General features: G+C 72.7%; 14 protein-coding genes and 1 pseudogene. 9 read left to right on the forward strand and 6 right to left on the reverse strand.

The features are described from left to right. The 7 genes and pseudogenes from ACODRX_RS02755 to ACODRX_RS02785 all read left to right on the forward strand — a co-directional run. Window positions 1-282: pseudogene (locus ACODRX_RS02755) on the forward strand (hypothetical protein); the annotation flags it as partial. Window positions 283-344: 62 nt separating this feature from the next. After that, window positions 345-1,412, forward strand: a complete 1,068-nt coding sequence (locus ACODRX_RS02760; protein WP_488869512.1) for an ABC transporter substrate-binding protein — start codon at window positions 345-347, stop codon at window positions 1,410-1,412. After that, on the forward strand, window positions 1,409-2,098 hold the full coding sequence (locus ACODRX_RS02765; RefSeq protein ID WP_488869513.1) for a GNAT family protein: 690 nt from the start codon (window positions 1,409-1,411) through the stop codon (window positions 2,096-2,098). The genes ACODRX_RS02760 and ACODRX_RS02765 overlap by 4 nt, the downstream gene beginning before the upstream one ends. After that, on the forward strand, window positions 2,095-3,216 hold the full coding sequence (gene alr, locus ACODRX_RS02770) for an alanine racemase (protein ID WP_488869514.1): 1,122 nt from the start codon (window positions 2,095-2,097) through the stop codon (window positions 3,214-3,216). Before ACODRX_RS02765 ends, alr begins: the two co-directional genes overlap by 4 nt. Beyond that, on the forward strand, window positions 3,213-3,956 hold the full coding sequence (locus ACODRX_RS02775; RefSeq protein ID WP_488869515.1) for a hypothetical protein: 744 nt from the start codon (window positions 3,213-3,215) through the stop codon (window positions 3,954-3,956). Before alr ends, ACODRX_RS02775 begins: the two co-directional genes overlap by 4 nt. After that, complete coding sequence (locus tag ACODRX_RS02780) at window positions 3,946-4,791, forward strand: hypothetical protein (protein ID WP_488869516.1); 846 nt, start codon at window positions 3,946-3,948, stop codon at window positions 4,789-4,791. The genes ACODRX_RS02775 and ACODRX_RS02780 overlap by 11 nt, the downstream gene beginning before the upstream one ends. Window position 4,792: 1 nt before the next feature. Then, window positions 4,793-6,817: a SpoIIE family protein phosphatase gene (locus ACODRX_RS02785; protein WP_488869517.1), complete on the forward strand. Its 2,025-nt coding sequence runs from the start codon at window positions 4,793-4,795 to the stop codon at window positions 6,815-6,817. A gap of 88 nt (window positions 6,818-6,905) precedes the next feature. Here ACODRX_RS02785 and ACODRX_RS02790 read toward each other — a convergent pair whose 3' ends face one another. From ACODRX_RS02790 to ACODRX_RS02805, 4 genes are read right to left on the reverse strand one after another with little or no spacing between them, the layout of a single operon-like run. Further along, the gene (locus ACODRX_RS02790) at window positions 6,906-8,633 is read right to left on the reverse strand and encodes a solute carrier family 23 protein (RefSeq protein WP_488869518.1); all 1,728 of its coding nucleotides are present in this window, start codon (window positions 8,631-8,633) and stop codon (window positions 6,906-6,908) included. Beyond that, on the reverse strand, window positions 8,633-9,337 hold the full coding sequence (locus ACODRX_RS02795) for a carbonic anhydrase (protein WP_488869519.1): 705 nt from the start codon (window positions 9,335-9,337) through the stop codon (window positions 8,633-8,635). Before ACODRX_RS02795 ends, ACODRX_RS02790 begins: the two co-directional genes overlap by 1 nt. Before the next feature lie 53 nt (window positions 9,338-9,390). Further along, window positions 9,391-9,852, reverse strand: a complete 462-nt coding sequence (locus tag ACODRX_RS02800; protein ID WP_488869520.1) for an ATP-binding protein — start codon at window positions 9,850-9,852, stop codon at window positions 9,391-9,393. A gap of 20 nt (window positions 9,853-9,872) precedes the next feature. Next, window positions 9,873-11,621, reverse strand: coding sequence for a solute carrier family 23 protein (locus ACODRX_RS02805; protein ID WP_488869521.1), 1,749 nt, complete (start codon window positions 11,619-11,621; stop codon window positions 9,873-9,875). Between the two features lie 104 nt (window positions 11,622-11,725). Between ACODRX_RS02805 and ACODRX_RS02810 the strand changes: the two genes are divergently transcribed. Continuing rightward, window positions 11,726-12,058, forward strand: coding sequence for an STAS domain-containing protein (locus ACODRX_RS02810; protein ID WP_488869522.1), 333 nt, complete (start codon window positions 11,726-11,728; stop codon window positions 12,056-12,058). A gap of 80 nt (window positions 12,059-12,138) precedes the next feature. After that, window positions 12,139-13,266 carry an acyl-CoA dehydrogenase family protein gene (locus tag ACODRX_RS02815; RefSeq protein WP_488869523.1) on the forward strand — a complete coding sequence of 376 codons (1,128 nt, stop codon included), beginning with the start codon at window positions 12,139-12,141 and terminating at the stop codon, window positions 13,264-13,266. A gap of 12 nt (window positions 13,267-13,278) precedes the next feature. Here the strand turns inward: ACODRX_RS02815 and ACODRX_RS02820 are convergent, their stop codons facing one another. Then, window positions 13,279-14,403: an ABC transporter substrate-binding protein gene (locus ACODRX_RS02820; protein WP_488869524.1), complete on the reverse strand. Its 1,125-nt coding sequence runs from the start codon at window positions 14,401-14,403 to the stop codon at window positions 13,279-13,281. Continuing rightward, the gene (locus ACODRX_RS02825) at window positions 14,400-15,716 is read right to left on the reverse strand and encodes a CitMHS family transporter (RefSeq protein ID WP_488869525.1); all 1,317 of its coding nucleotides are present in this window, start codon (window positions 15,714-15,716) and stop codon (window positions 14,400-14,402) included. The genes ACODRX_RS02820 and ACODRX_RS02825 overlap by 4 nt, the downstream gene beginning before the upstream one ends. Window positions 15,717-15,742 lie beyond the last annotated feature (26 nt).

The raw sequence follows: 15,742 nt of genomic DNA on the forward strand, positions 1-15,742 counted from the left end.
CTGGCGCTGGTGCTGCTGGGGCTGGGCGTGGGGCAGGCGCTGTCGATCACGCCGCAGTCGGCGCTGGTGGCCGATCTGGCCCGCAGCCTGCCGCCGCGCCAGGGCGCGGGCGTGCTGGGGCTGTTCCGGCTGACCGAGCGCAGCGGCAGCGCGCTCGGGCCGGCCGCGGCCGCGCTGCTGCTGCCGGCCATCGGCTTCGGCCCGGCGCTGGCGGCCATCGGCGCGCTGGCCGCGGGCGGCAGCCTGCTCTACGGCTGGAGCCTGCGCCGCGCCAGCACCTGAGGCAGGGTGATTTTCTGCGCCAAGGCCGCCAACTGTAAAAGATTGTGAGAGACTTGGGGGCTATGTCACGCCGCCGCTTTCTCCACCGTTGCCTGCAGGGCGCGAGCCTGCCGCTGCTGGGGCCGCTGGCCGCCCCCCGGGGTGTGGCGGCGGCGCCGGTGCTGCACCCCGAGGGGCGGCCGTTCCGGGTGCTGATGATCACCTTCCGCGGCGAAACCGATGTGGACCGCGGCTTTCGCGCCTACCTCGCCGATACCGGGCTGCGGGTGGACTACACCGTGCGCGATGCGCAGCAGGACGTGGCGCGCCTGCCCGCCATCGTGCAGGAGGCGCGCGCGCTGGCGCCCGACCTGATCTACGTCTGGGGCACGCCCGCCACGCTGGCCGTGGTGGGGCCGTACGACGATCCCGACACCGCGCAGCGCTACCTGCACGACATTCCGGTGGTGTTCGCGCTGGTGGCCGCGCCCCTGCAGTCGCGCATCGTGCCGCGCCTCGATGCGCCGGGGCGCAACGTGACGGGCGCGGTGCACGTGGTGCCGCCCGAGGTGCAGCTGCGGGTGATGCAGAACTACCGTCCTTTCCGCAAGCTGGGCGTGCTCTACAACGGCGCCGAGCCCAACTCCCGCGCCATCGTGGCGCAGGCCCGCACCTTCTGCGAGCGCCAGGGGGCCGAGCTGGTGGAGCGCACCTTCCGCACCGGCAGCCAGGGCCAGCCGGTGGGCGATGGCGTGGAGGAGCTGGTGGCGCAGATCCACGGCGCCGGCGCGCAGTGGCTGTACCTGCTGCCCGACACCTTCCTGGGCACGCTGTACCAGCGCATCGCGCCGGCCGCGCTGCAGCTGCAGCTGCCCTCGTTCGGCGCGGCCGAGCTGGCGGTGCGCTCGGGCGGTGCGCTGCTCGGGCTGATCAGCCGCTACTATTCGGTGGGCCAATTGGCCGGCGCCAAGGCGGTCGAGATCCTGGCCGGCGGCAAGCCGGCCGGCTCGCTGCCGGTGGAGACGCTCAAGCGCTTCGCGCTGCTGGTCAACATGCGCGTGGCCCACAGCCTGGGCATGTACCCGCCGATCGACATGCTCAACTACGCCGAAGTCATTGCCGTGGGCGACACGCCCGCCGCCGCCTCATGAAGCCGCGGCCCGACGCCAGCGCCCTGCAGTGGCGCCTGCTGCAGCCGCACGATCTGGCGGCCATGCACGCGCTGCACCTGCTCAGCATCGCCGGCATGGCCGCGCCCACGGTCAAGCCCGAGTCGCGCGAATTCCTGCACGGCCTGCTGCACGGCCGCGGCCGCGTCATCGGCGCCTGGCATGGCGCGGAGCTGGCGGCCTACGGCGTGCTGCAGCACGATTTGCTGGCGCACGACGACCCGCGCTCCATGCTGGGCCTGGACGCGGCGCATGCGCTGTGCAAGCTGGCCGGCGCCGCGGTGCTGCCGCAGTGGCGCGGCCTGGGCCTGCAGCGCAGCCTGATCCGCCGCCGCATGGCGCTGGCGGCCGAGCTGGCCGGCGAGGCCGCGGGCGGTGTGGCGCTGTTCGCCACCGCCGCGCCCGGCAACCTGCCGAGCTGGCACAACCTGCTGGCCTGCGGCTTTTGCGTGCGTGCGCTGCAATACCGCTACGGCGGCCATGCGCGCTACCTGCTGGTCCACCCGCCGCGCGAGGCCGGTACGGCGCAGGTGCCCGGCGGGCGCGAGCTGGGCCTGGGCGAGCTCGCGCGCCAGCAGGCCTGGCTGGCGCAGGGCTGGCGCGGCATGGCGCCGGGCGCCGCGCCCGGCAGCCTGTACCTGGTGCCGCCCGGAGGCGCCGCGCCATGAACCGCTGGCAGGTGGTGCACGACGGGCCGCGCCTGTGCGTCGACCTGGACGCGCTGGCGCACAACTGGCGCACGCTGCGCGGCGCCTGCCCGGGCGCCGCCGTGGGCGCGGTGCTCAAGCACGACGCCTATGGCCTGGGCATGGCGGCGGTGGCGCCCCGGCTGTGGCAGCTGGGCTGCCGCGACTTCTGGGTGGCCACGATGGACGAGGCGCTGGCGCTGCGCCAGCTGCTGCCGGCCGGGCAGGGGCGCATCCTGCTGCTGCATGGCATGGGCGGGCTGGCGGCGCGCGACTTTGCCGCCCAGGCCATCACGCCGGTGCTGGCCGGCGCGCACGAGCTGCCGGCGCTGGCCGGGCATGCCGCCAGCCATGGCCGGCCGCTGCCGGTGGCGCTGCACCTGGACACGGGGCTGACGCGCCTGGGCTTCGGCGCGCACGAGCTGCACGCGCTGCGGCCTGGCAGCAGCCTCTGGACAGATGCGCGGCCCGACATGTGGGTCTCGCACCTGGGGCGCTTTCACGACCCCGGCCTGCCGCAGTGCCAGCGCCAGCGCGAACGCTTCCTGCAGTGGAGCGCGCAGCTGCCGCGCGCCGAGCGCAGCATGGCCGCCTCGTCCGGCGCCTTTGCCGGGCCGCAATGGCATTTCGAGCATGTGCGCGCCGGCAGTGCCCTGTTCGGCGTTGCGGCCGGCGTGCACGACGCGGCGGCGCTGCGCCCGGTGGCCAGCCTGCATGCGCCGGTGCTGCGCGTGGCCGAGGTGGCGGCGGGCGCCGAGATCGGCTATGGCGGCTGCTACCGCACCGAGCGGCCCAGCCGCATCGCCACCATCGGCATCGGCTATGGCGACGGGCTGCCCGCCGGCCTCGTCAACCGGGGCAGCCTGCACCTGGCGGGGCGGGCGGCGCCCATCGTCGGCGGCATTGCCATGGGCATGGTGGCGCTCGATGTGAGCGGCTACGCGCCGGGCGAGATCCGGCCCGGCATGTGGGCCGAGGTCTACGGCCTGCGCCAGCCGCTGGCGGCGCTGGCGCAGGCCGCCGGCGTGGCGGCCAATGTGGTGCTGGCGCTGACGGCGCGGCTCGCGCGCCAGCGCTGCCTGGAGGCGCTGCAGCCATGATCGCCCGGCTCTGCGCCATCGTGCTCGCAGGCGTGCTGGCCATCGTGGCCGCGCTGCTGCTGCTGGAGCAGCAGGCCAGCCGGGCGCAGCAGCTGGAGATGGACATGCAGCGCGACGGCTACCTGCTGGACAGCCTGCGCACCGCCGCCGAAAACTACCTGGCCACCGGCCTGCAGCTGGAGCAGACGGCGGCGCTGCAGGGGCTGATCGAGCGCGAGCATGCGGGCTTTGCGCGCGTGATGGCCATCGACATCTTCTCCGCCGGCGGCACCGTGCTCTACAGCACCGATACCGACAGCCGCGGCAGCGCCGCGCCCCAGGCCTGGCGCCGGCACCTGGAGCAGGAGCAGCCCTGGCGCAGCGAGGCGCTGCTGCAGCGCCAGATCGGCCAGCGCTTCGACAACGACCTGGGGCAGGCCGCGGGCGGCATCGTCATCACCCTCTCCACCGCGCCTGCGCCCGAGACGCTGGCGCAGTGGCAGGCGCGCGGCCAGCAGGTGGTGCAGTGGCTGGCGCTGGCGGCGCTGGCGGCGCTGGCCGCGCTGGCCGGCATGCACTGGGGCATGCGGCGCCTGCTGCGCCCGTATGCCGAGATCGCGCGCATCCTGCGCGGCGGTGCGGCGCCGCCGCAGGGCGAGCTGGCGCAGGCCGCGGCGCGCCGGTGCGCCGGCTGGGATGGCACCCGGCAGCGCTGCCGGCAGGCCATGCAGCAGCTGGAGGCATTGGACCATGACGCCTGACCTGCGCTGGCGCACCGGGCTGCTGGCGGCGCTGCTGACCGCCGCCATCGGCGGCGCCTGCGCGCTGTTCACGCTGCAGCAGCTGCGCGACAGCGGCGCGCGCGCGGCCAGCGACGACAGCCGGGCCGTGGCCGAATCGGTGGCCCAGACGCTGGCGCAGCAGCTCGGCCGCGCGCTGCGGCTGGGCATACCGCTGGCGCAGCTGCCCGGCGTGCCGGCCTACCTGCAGTCGGCGCTGGAGCGCCAGCCCGCGCTGCGCTCGATCGCGGTGCTGCAGCCCGACGGCAGCGTGCTGTATGCGGCCCAGGCCCGCGGCACGGGCGATGTGGGCAGTGTGGGCAATGCGACTGGCGCGGGCGCCGGGGCCGACGGCGGCGGGTGGGTGGCGGTGCCCATAGCGGCACCCGCCGCCAGCGCTGCGGATGCCGCTGGCGGCAAGGTCGCGGTGGCCATTCTGGACAGCGCCGCCGCCGCGCCGGCCAGCCTGCTGCGGGCCGCATGGCTTGGCGCGGCGGCGGTGCTGGCGCTCGCCCTGGCCGCAGGCCTGGCGGCGGCATTCGGCCCGGGCGCGCGGCTGGAGCGCCAGCGCCGCGAGCTGCTGGCGCGGCTGCACCCGGGCCTGCGCCCGGATTCACATGCGGGCGCGCAGCCGGTGCCCCACACCGGCCTGGCGAGTGAGGACGGCCTGCGGCCCGCGCTGCAGGCGCTGGCGCAGGGCGATGCCGATGCGCAGGCCGCACGCGAGGCGGTGCAGGCCTATGCGCAGGAGCTGCTGGCGATAGATTTCGACGGCCAGATGCGCGCCGGCATCGAGCGCATCGTGCGGGACTGCTGACATGCTGCTGCGCTCCCGCATCACCCTCATGGCCGCCGCCGGCCTGCTGCTGACCGCGCTGGGCCTGGGCGGCGCCGGCCTGCTGCGCGAGCAGCTGCTGGCGCAGCGCCTGGCGGCCACGGCGCAGGCCGCCCAGGCCGCGCTCTGGGCCGAGGCGCTGGCGGCCGAAGACCGCGAGCTCGACCTGCAGATCGACCGGCTGGTGCTCGATGCGCCCTTCATGCAGGCGGTGCGGCGGGCCGATGAGAGGGCCATCGCGCAGGCCCTGGCGAAGGCCGGTCTGGCCCCCGGCGGCGGGGGGCCGCTGGCGGTGGTGGCCCTGCTGGGCGTGGGCAGCGCGCCCGTGGTGCTGGGCCAGCCCCTGGTGCGCCCGCTGCTGGATGCCGACAGCCTGGAGCGCGTGGCGGTCGCCGGCGAGCCGGTGGACGGCGGCCTGCGCCTGGGCGCGGCGGCCGGCGCGCTGGTGATCTCCACCCGGCGCCTGCCCGGCCTGGCCGAGCCGCTGGTGCTGGCGTTGGCCAGCGATGCCGGCCGCGCGCTGCGCCACATGGCGCAGAGCACCGGCGCCATGGTGGCGCTGCTCGACCTGCGCGGCCAGCCGCTGGCCACCACCGATGCCGCCCTGTGGCAGGCGGCGGCGCCGCAGGTGGCGCCGCGCAGCACGCAGCACGGCCAGCTCGTGCTGCAGGGGCGCAGCTATACGCTGATCAGCATGCCGGTCAGCGACCTGTCGGGGCGCACGGCGGGCACCCTGGTCACGCTGGCCGACCACACGCAGGATGCCGAGGCGCGCCAGTTCCTCGCGCGGCTGGCGCTGGGCGGCACCGCGCTGCTGCTGCTAGCGGTGCTGCTGGGGCTGAACTTCTACCTGCGCCGCAGCCTGCGGCCGCTGGAGGAGTCGATCAACGCGCTGCAGGCGCTGGCCCAGGGCGATGCCAGCGTGCGCCTGCCCTACACCGGCAACGACGAGATCGGCCGCATCGCGCAGGCGGTGGCGGCGTTTCGGCGCAATGCGCAGGAGCTGGCCGCCGCGCGCGGCCTGCGCGAGCGTGTGCGCCGCCGCCAGGAGCGCTTGCTGCGCAGCAAGCTGCAGCGGCTGGCCGATGCCACCCACCAGTACCTGCCGCTGCCGCCCGGCCACAGCGACGAGGAGCAGCTGCGCCAGCTGGCCAGCGTGATGAACGAGCTATCGGGCCGCCTGATCGACCAGCACCAGCGCCTGACCGGCATGGTGCAGGAGCTGCGCGAGGCGCTGGTCACCAAGACCCGCCTGGCCGGGCTGGAGCAGGAGCTGCAGATCGCCGCCCAGGTGCAGCTGAGCATCCTGCCGCGCCAGCAGCCGCAGGATGCGCGGGTGCAGCTGCACTGCCACATCACGCCGGCGCGCGAGGTGGGGGGCGACTTCTACGACTATTTCTTCATCGACGCCGACCGCCTGGGCTTCGTGATCGCCGACGTCTCGGGCAAGGGCGTGCCCGCGGCGCTGTTCATGACCATCACGCGCACGCTGCTCAAGGCCACCGCGCAGTTCATCGCCGAGCCCACGCAGTGCCTGGCGCAGCTCAACGACCTGCTGGCGGCCGAGAACGAGCAGATGATGTTCGTCACCCTGTTCTACGGCGTGCTGCACCTGGACAGCGGCGAGCTGCGCTATGTCAACGCGGGCCACAATCCGCCCTACCTGCTGCGCGGCGACGGTGGCGTGGCGCTGCTGCCGCGCACCGGCGGCATGGCGGTGGCGGTGAGCGAGGGCTTCGACTACCGCGCCGGCAGCGTGCAGCTGCGCGCCGGCGACCAGCTCTTTCTCTACACCGACGGCGTGACCGAGGCCTTCGACCCCGATGGGCAGGAATACGGCGAGGCGCGCCTGGCCCAGGCCCTGCGCGCCGCGCTGGCCGCCACCGACCACGCGCCCGCGCACATCGCCGCCCAGGTGCTGGCCGACGTGCATGCCTTCGAGCGCGGCGCCCCCCAGGCCGACGACATCACCTGCGTGGCGCTGCGCTACCTTGGATCTCAAAAATAGGAGCTGATCGCGCTTTGCTGGTCTTGTTTTTAGATATGAAAATATCTGAAACGACCATGTGAAGAGTGCTAGCAGCTCCTGTTTTTGATCAATTCTCGAAGGTCAGCCGCAGCACGCACAGCCCGTCGGCCTGGCGGCTGGCCCTGGCGTGGTGGGCCGAGCGGGCCACCAGGTAGCCGGCCATCTGCAGCTCGGCCTCGGTGCTGGCGATCAGCGCCTCGGCCGAGGGCGGCTGCTCGGCCAGCGGCAGCAGGCTGCCGGGGTAGCGCAGCACCAGGGTGAAGATGTACTCGTCGAAGCCGGTCTCGATCTCGATCTCGCCGGGCTGCGGCGAGACCAGGCGGTGGGCGGTGAGCGCCTCCACCACCTGCCAGCCCACCAGCTCGGCGCGGCGCACCGGCTCGTGGCGCGCGCCCCAGAGCTTGCCCTGGCTTTCGAGGAAGTCGGTCACGTCCTGCAGCGTGGTCTGCGCCAGCACGAAGCGCCGGCGCGTGCGCTTGCGCATGCCGAAGTGGAACAGCCAGGACAGCAGCACCGTCACGCACACGCCGGCGGCCAGGCCCGACAGCGCCACGTACTCCAGCGACGGCCACAGCTGCTGGATGGCCGGCTGGATCACCGGCATGCCGGTGCCCACCATCAGCCCCAGGCCCACCGCGAGCACGCGGCGGTTGTCCAGCATGCGCGAGGCGATCAGCTGCAGGCCGCTGAGCGTGGTGAAGGTGGCCAGGTACAGCAGCAGCGCGCCCATGACGGAGGCGGGCAGCAGCAGCCACAGGCCGATGAGCTTGGGCACCAGCGCGGCCAGCAGCAGCAGGCCCGCGGTCCAGTAGCCGAGGTAGCGGCTGGCGCTGCCCGAGGCCGCGGCCAGGCTCACCGCGCCGCCGCTGGCGGCCAGCGGCAAGCCGTTGACCAGGGCGGCGAACAGGTGGGCCAGGCCTTCGGCGCGCACGCCGCGCCCCAGCGCGCGCAGCGAGGGCCGCACCCAGTCGGCGTCGGCGCTGCGCTGCACGATGGTCTGCGTGCCCAGCGAGATCAGCGAGAGCACGAAGCCGGTGACCGCGTAGGGCACGATGGCGCTGGGCTCGAAGCGCCAGCCGAACACCGGCAGCTGCGGCAGCCGCACCCAGGCCAGCTGCTGCCAGGCCTGCATCTGCTCGGGCAGCAGCCCCAGCACCTGGCTCAGCGCCATGCCCACGAGCAGGCCGGCCAGCGGCGCCATGAGCTTGAGCAGGCCCCTGGCCCAGACGTTGCAGCCCACCATGGTGGCCAGCGCCGTCGCGCCGATGAACAGCGAGGCCGCCGACAGCGGCTGGCCGTGCATCTGGCGCGTGCCGGCGAACTGCTGCAGGCCGAGCGTGCCCAGGCCCAGGCCGATCAGCATCACCGCCACGCCCGAGACCTCGGCGGTGAAGATGTTGCGCATGCGCATGATCAGGAAGCTGAAGCCGATCTGCGTCAGCCCCACCACCCAGACCATGCCGAACGCGGCCTCGGGCCCGGCGCCGGGCAGGCTGCCCACCAGGTACATGCCGGGCAGCACCGCGCCGGTGGCCTGCAGCGGATAGTAGTAGCCCGCGCCCACATGGCGCCACACGCGCACCTGCAGCACGATGACCAGCGCCGACACCAGCAGCGTGGCCGAGGCAATGTTCAGGAAGCTGCTGTGCTCGTCCAGCCCGGCGGTGCGCACATAGATGTCGGGGATCACCATCAGCCCGCCCAGGAAGGCGAGCTGCTGCAGCGCCAGCCCCAGCGCCAGCCGCAGCGGCAGCGGGTCGTCGACGCCGAAGGCGATGTGGTCCGGGCGGCGCATCAGTCGAGCACGGGCATCAGTTGCGTGCCGCCCGGCTCGGTGGCCCAGAGGTCGCCCGTGTCCAGGTCGAACCACCAGCCGTGCAGCACCAGGCTGCCGGACTGCACCCGCTCGCGTACCCAGGGGTAGCTCATCAGGTTCTTCAGCGATCCGGCCACCGAGGCGCGCTCGACCAGGGCGGGGTTGCCCTTGAGGCGCTCCAGCGAGACCTGCACCGGCTGGCCCTGGGCATCCTTGTCCGACAGGTACAGCCGGCTCGCGTCCATGGCCATCGAGACCCAGTTGCCGATGAAGTCGCGCTGCGGCCACTGGCCGCCGGCCGCGCCCAGCATGGCCTTGATGCCGCCGCAGTGCGCATGGCCGAGCACGATGATGTGGTCCACCTTCAGGTCGCGCACCGCGTATTCGATCGCGGCGCCCGCGCCGTCGAAATGGTGGCCGGGGTCGTAGGGCGGCACCAGGTTGGCGACGTTGCGCACCACGAACAGCTGGCCCGGCTCGGCATCGGACAGCAGCGTGGGGTCCACCCGCGAGTCGCTGCACGAGATCACCAGCGCCGGCGGCGACTGGCCCTGGTCGACCAGCCGGTGCATCAGCTCGCGGTTGTCTTCGTAGAAGCGCTGGCGAAAGCGCCTGATGCCTTGCAGCAGGTGGCTGATGTCGCGGCATTCGCCGCCGTCGTGGGCATGTTCGTGGTGGGCCAAGGTGGTGTCTCCGGCAAAGGGGTGGGTGGAAAGGGAAGGCGGGGCCGCTGGGTTCAGGCGGGCAGGGGCAGCTCCAGCAGCAGCAGGTTGCGCCCGCCGTCGCGGCGGTACAGCATCTGGCGCAGGTAGTGGCGCATCAGGCGCAGGCCATGGCCGCCCGGGCGGGCCTCGTCCAGCGATGCGGCCAGCGCGGGCAGCTCCTGCGCGGTGGGGTCGAAGGGCGCGCCGTCGTCCTCGATGACCAGGGCCACGCCGTGCGCGGTGGGGCCGCATTCCAGCCGCAGGCGCAGCGCCTGGCCGGGGGCGCCCGGCCTGGCGTGGGCGGCGATGTTGGCCAGGGCCTCGTCGGCGCACAGCGTGAGCGCGAACTGCAGCCGGGCCGGCCAGGCGTGGCGCCCGGCCAGCGCTTCGAGCCAGCCCAGCGCATCCGCCACGCCCTGCGGGCCGGGCCCGGGCGAGAAGCGGTCCGCCGGGGCGGTCCAGGCAGGCCAGTCGGAAAGCGGAGCGGGGTTCATGGCGTGTGGCTTCTTCACGGTCAGTGCTCGAAGTGCAGCCGCAGCACGGCCTGGCCGTCGCTCTCGGCGGTGGCCACGCGGTCGGCCAGGTGGCGCAGCAAAAGGCCGGAGACATTGGCCAGCGCCGCATCGAGGGCGCTGTCGTCGCCGTCGAGCAGCGCCTGCGGCGCCGGCGCCACGGCGGCGGCCGACAGGGCCAGCGGCGCGCCGGTATGCAGCAGCTCTAGGTCAAGGTTGAATTCGTCGAAGCTGCCGCGCATGCCGGTGAGCCGGCGGCCCTGTGCGGCCACCGCCTCGGCCGCCTCCAGCGCCGCCATGGCCGCGCGCTGCACCACGGCGCGGCGCGCGCCCCAGGCCGCGCCCTGGGTCTCGACGAAGCCGGTGATGTCGGCATGCAGCGTGGCGCTGTCCGGTTGCAGCGCCTGTTCGGCGCGCCGCGAGGTGCCCAGCCGGAACAGCAGGTTGAGCGCGATCACCAGCAGGCCGGCCACCACGAAGCCGTCGCCCAGCAGGAAGCGCAGCTCCTCGGGCGCGTTCTGCGCCAGCTGCGGCATCTGCATCACCGCCACCCCGGCGCTGAGCGACAGCCCCACCGCGAAGATGGTCCGGCTGTCCATCGCGCGCGAGGTCGTCAGCTCCATGCCCGAGACGATCAGAAAGCCCGCCGCATACAGCCCGACCGCGCCCAGCACCGGCTCGGGGATCAGGGTCAGCGCCAGCGTCAGCTGCGGCAGGAAGGCCACCAGCGCCAGCAGGGCAGCGGTCGCCAGCCCGATGACGCGCGCCGTCGAGCGCGTGGCATAGGCCAGCGCGATGTTGGCCGAGCTGGTGCTGGTCGGAAAGCCGCCCAGCATGCCCATCAGCAGGTCGCCCAGGCCGTTGGCCTTGATGCCGCGGCCCACCGACAGCATGTTGGCGCGCTTCCAGTCCGCGTCGTCCATCTTGTCGAGCATGATGATGCTGCCCAGCGTATCGAGCTGGGTGAGTATCGCCACCAGCGCCACGGCCACCACCATGCCGGCGTCGATGCGAAAGACCGGCGCGGTGACATGCGGCAGCGCCACCAGCGGCACGTCGTGCAGCGCCTGCGTGCCTTCGAGCATGCCCTGGGCCGCGGCCACGGCCACGCCCGCCACCATGGCCGCCAGCAGCGCCATCAGGCGCAGCCGCCCGCCCCAGACCGAGAGCACCACGATGCAGCCCAGCGTGATGCCGGCGACCAGGGCGCTGGCGGCATCGATGCGCCACTGCCCGTCCACCCCCAGCGCATGGCGCAGCGAGGCCGGCACCAGCGCCAGGCCGCCCATGCAGATCACCACGCCCACGACCGGCGGCGGAAACAGCACCCGCAGGTGGCGCACCAGCGGCGCCATGGCCAGCGTCACCAGCGCATACACCAGCGCCGCGGCCGCCATGCCGCCCAGCCCGTGCGCCGACACCAGCGTCGCCACGAAGCCGATCATGAAGGGATTGGGCATGTGCACCAGCAGCGCGCCGCTGCCCCAGCGCCCGCCCCAGGCCTGCAGCGCGGTGCACAGCGCCATGCCCAGCAGCGTCATGGCCACCATGGACTGCGTGCCCCAGCGATCGAGCCCGGCCATGCGGGCCGCCACCAGCACATAGGCGATGAAGGCCATGGCGGTGGCCGCATGCTGCGCGCCCAGCACCAGCAGCGTGCCCGGCGGCGGCTGTTCGCCGGCCGCATACACCAGCTCGGGCGGGCGGCGGCGCTTGGGCAGTGCGGGCAGGCGAGGCAGGTGCAGTGGCATGTATGGTCGGCTTGGCGGGATGGGTGGGCAGCGCCGCATGGCAGCGCTGCGGCAGTTTACATTCTGCAATAATGCCACCGGCTTAGCTACGCAAGACCTTGACCATGACGATTGCCACCGAAATCACCGCCACCGCCACGATCATCCCGCTGCAGGGCCAAATCAACAGCGCCAACGCCGCCGCGATCGAAGCCGACGTGCTCGCGCTGGTGGATGGCGGCAGCCGCAACCTGGTGCTGGACTTCGCCACGCTTGACTACATCTCCAGCGCCGGGCTGCGCATGGTGCTGGTGGTGGCCAAGCGGCTCAAGCAGGAGGGCGGCCAGCTGGTGCTGTGCGGCATGCAGCCGCATGTGCGCGAGGTCTTCGACATCAGCGGCTTCCTGGCCATCCTGAACGTCGAGCCCACCCGCGCCGAGGCGCTGGCGCGCTTGTGATGCCGGGGCCTTCGGCGCCGTGCCGAAGGCCGGCCCCTATCGATATCGACATTGTTTCGGAGCACCGAGGAGACACCGGCATGCTGCTGACCCCCGACCAAGAAATGATACGCAGCGCCGTGCGCGAATTCGCCCAGGCCGAGCTGTGGCCGCATGCGGCGCAGTGGGACCGCGAGCACCATTTTCCGCAGGCCGCGCACCAGGGCCTGGCGCAGCTCGGCGCCTATGGCATATGCGTGCCCGAGGAGCTGGGCGGCGCGGGGCTGGACTATGTGAGCCTGGCGCTGGTGCTCGAGGAGATCGCCGCCGGCGACGGCGGCACCAGCACCGCGATCAGCGTGACCAACTGCCCGGTCAACGCCATCTTGATGCGCTACGGCAACGACGCGCAGAAGTCCCGGTGGCTGGCGCCGCTGGCGCGCGGCGAGATGCTGGGCGCCTTCTGCCTGACCGAGCCGCATGTGGGCTCGGATGCCTCCGCGCTGCGCACCACGGCGGCCAAGCAGGGCGACAGCTATGTGATCAACGGCGTCAAGCAATTCATCACCAGCGGCAAGAACGGCCAGGTGGCCATCGTCATCGCGGTCACCGACAAGGCGGCGGGCAAGAAGGGCATCAGCGCCTTCATCGTGCCCACCGGCACGCCCGGCTACCAGGTGGCGCGGCTGGAGGACAAGCTGGGCCAGCACAGCAGCGACACCGCGCAGATCAACTTCGACAACTGCGTGGTGCCGGCCGAGAACCTGATCGGCGCCGAGGGCGAGGGCTACCGGATCGCGCTGTCGGCGCTGGAGGGCGGGCGCATCGGCATCGCGGCGCAGAGCGTGGGCATGGCGCGCAGCGCCTTCGAGTTCGCGCTGCAGTACGCCAAGGAGCGCGAGAGCTTCGGCACCGCCATCATCAACCACCAGGCGGTGGGCTTTCGCCTGGCCGAGTGCGCCACGCAGATCGAGGCCGCGCGCCAGCTGATCTGGCATGCTGCCAGCCTGCGCGACGCCGGCCGCCCCTGCCTGCAGGAGGCGGCGATGGCCAAGCTCTTCGCCAGCGAGATGGCCGAGCGCGTGTGCAGCGCCGCGATCCAGACGCTGGGCGGCTACGGCGTGGTGCAGGATTTTCCGGTGGAGCGCATCTACCGCGACGTGCGCGTGTGCCAGATCTACGAAGGCACCAGCGACGTGCAGAAGATCATCATCCAGCGCGCTCTGTGAGCGGCGCCGGCCTCAGCTGCGGCCGTGGCCATACCCCAGCGCCGCGCGCCAGCGGCCGATGAAGTCGCGGTAGGCCGCATTGGCCAGCGGCGCCGCCAGCTCGGGGCCCAGGGCCATCGGGCGGGCGCGCTCGCCCAGCAGCTTGCGCAGCGCGGCGCCGGTGGTCTCGCCCTGCACGTCCTCGCGCAGCGCGTACAGGCGCGATGCGGTGGCCATCACCGTCTGGCCGCGGCGCGACAGCAGGTAATCCAGCCACAGGCGGGCCGCATTGGGATGGGCGGCGCGGCTGTTGATCAGCAGCACGCGCGAGCTGACCAGGGTGTAGTCCTCGGGGAAGATCACGCCCAGCGCCGGCAGGCGGCGCGCCTGCGCCACGGTGTAGGCGCCCAGCAGGTTCATGCCGAACTGCGCGCGGCCGTCGGCGATGCGGCGCACCATGGCGTCGGTGGTCAGCAGCAGCTGCGGCTGGCGCTGCCCCAGCGCCTGGGCGGTGGCCCAGAAGGTGTCGGCGCCGGCGGCCGCATCCTGCGTGGCCAGGAAGTAGCCGACGCCGGATTTCTGGATGTCGTAGCTCGCCACGCCACCCCGCGAGCTTGCCAGCCACTGCGCCAGCGCCGCGTGGCTGCGCGGCGCCTGGCTCTCGGGCAGCGAGGGCTTGTGGTGGGCGAACACCACCGGCTCGTAGGTCGTGGCCCAGAGCCGGTCCTGCCATTGCGCCCAGGCTGGCAGATGGGCCTTCTCGGGCGAGTCGTAGGCCAGCGCGTGGCCGGCGCCGGCCAGCGCCACCATCTGGTCCATGGCCGAGTTCCAGAGCACGTCGGCGGCCTCGCGGCCAAGCTGGTTCTCGGCGATGAAGCGGTGGTACAGCTCGGTGCTGCCCAGGTCTTCGTAGCTGACGCTGATGCGCGGGTACAGGCGCCGGAAGTCCGCCACCAGCGGCGCGGCCACGCGCTCGTCGGTGGTGGAGTGGATGCTGAGCTGGCCTTCGTCCTCGGCGGCGCGCACCGTGGTGGCATAGCCGGCCGGGTAGCCCGGGGGCGGGGCGGCGCGCACCGCATAGTCCAGCAGCTCGTCCTGCGCCCGGGCCGTGGCTGCCCAGGCGGCGAGGGCGCCCAGGGTGTGGCGGCGGCCGATCATGCTCCGCCCCCCACCAGCGGGATCACGCCGAGCACCAGCATGCTCGCCAGCATCACCAGCGCGGCGGACAGCGCCCACAGCAGCGTGAAGCGCTGGTGGTCGCCGAACTCCACCTTGGCCAGGCCCACGAGCAAGTAGGTCGATGCCACCAGCGGGCTGAGCAGGTGCACCTGCTGGCCGACCAGCGAGGCGCGCGCGATCTCGGCCGCGCCTATGCCGTAGACGGCGGCCGTCTTGGCCAGGATGGGCAGGATGCCGAAGTAGAACGCATCGTTGGAGATGAAGAAGGTGAACGGGATGCTCAGCACCGCGGTCACCACCGCCATGTAGGGGCCCATCCAGTCGGGCACCATCGCGATCACGCTGTTGGCGATGGCGTCCACCATCTTGGTGCCCGACAGGATGCCGACGAAGATGCCGGCCGCGAAGATCAGCGACACCACCGGCACGATGTTGGCCGCATGGGCCTCGATGCGTTCCTTTTGCTGCTGCGGGCGGGGGTAGTTGATCATCAGCGCGATGGCCGAGGCCGCCATGAACAGCACCTGCAGCGGGAAGATGTCCATGATCAGCACCACCATCAGCACCAGCGTGAGCAGGGCGTTGATCCACAGCAGCCCGGGGCGCGCCAGCGTGGGGTCGCCGCCGGTGACTTCGGCAATCGACTGGCTGCCGCCGTGCAGGTCCTCCATGCGGATCACGCCCAGGCGCCGGGCCTCGCGCCGCCCGAGGATGAAGGCGACGAAGGTGCACCAGGCGCCGGTGATCAGCATCGGCAGGATCATGGGCACGAACACCTCGCCCATCTCCACGTGCAGCGCGCTCACCGCGCGCGCCGTGGGTCCGCCCCAGGGCAGGATGTTCATCAGCTGGCCGGCCATCATCACCACGCAGGCCAGCACCAGGCGGTTGAGCCCCAGGCGGTGGTACAGCGGCAGCATGGCGGCGCAGGTGATCATGTAGGTGGTCGAGCCGTCGCCGTCCAGCGACACGCCGGCGGCCAGCAGGAAGGTGCCGACCACGATCTTGGTGGGGCTGCCGCCCACCAGGCGCAGCACCAGCTTGACCACCGGGTCGAACAGGCCGGCGTCGATCATCACGCCGAAGTACAGGATGGCGAACATCAGCATCACGCCGGTGGGCGCGAGCTTCTTGATGCCATCGAACATCATCGGGCCCAGCCCCATGCCGAAGCCGCCGAGCAGGCCGAAGACGATGGGCACCAGGATCAGCGCCACCATCGCCGAGAGGCGCTTGGTCATGATCAGCGCCATGAAGACGATGATCATGGTGTAGGCAAGTGCGGTCAACATGGCGGGGTCTCCTTCTCGCTTGTTAT

It is taken from the genome of Comamonas sp. FG99, from assembly GCF_057808605.1.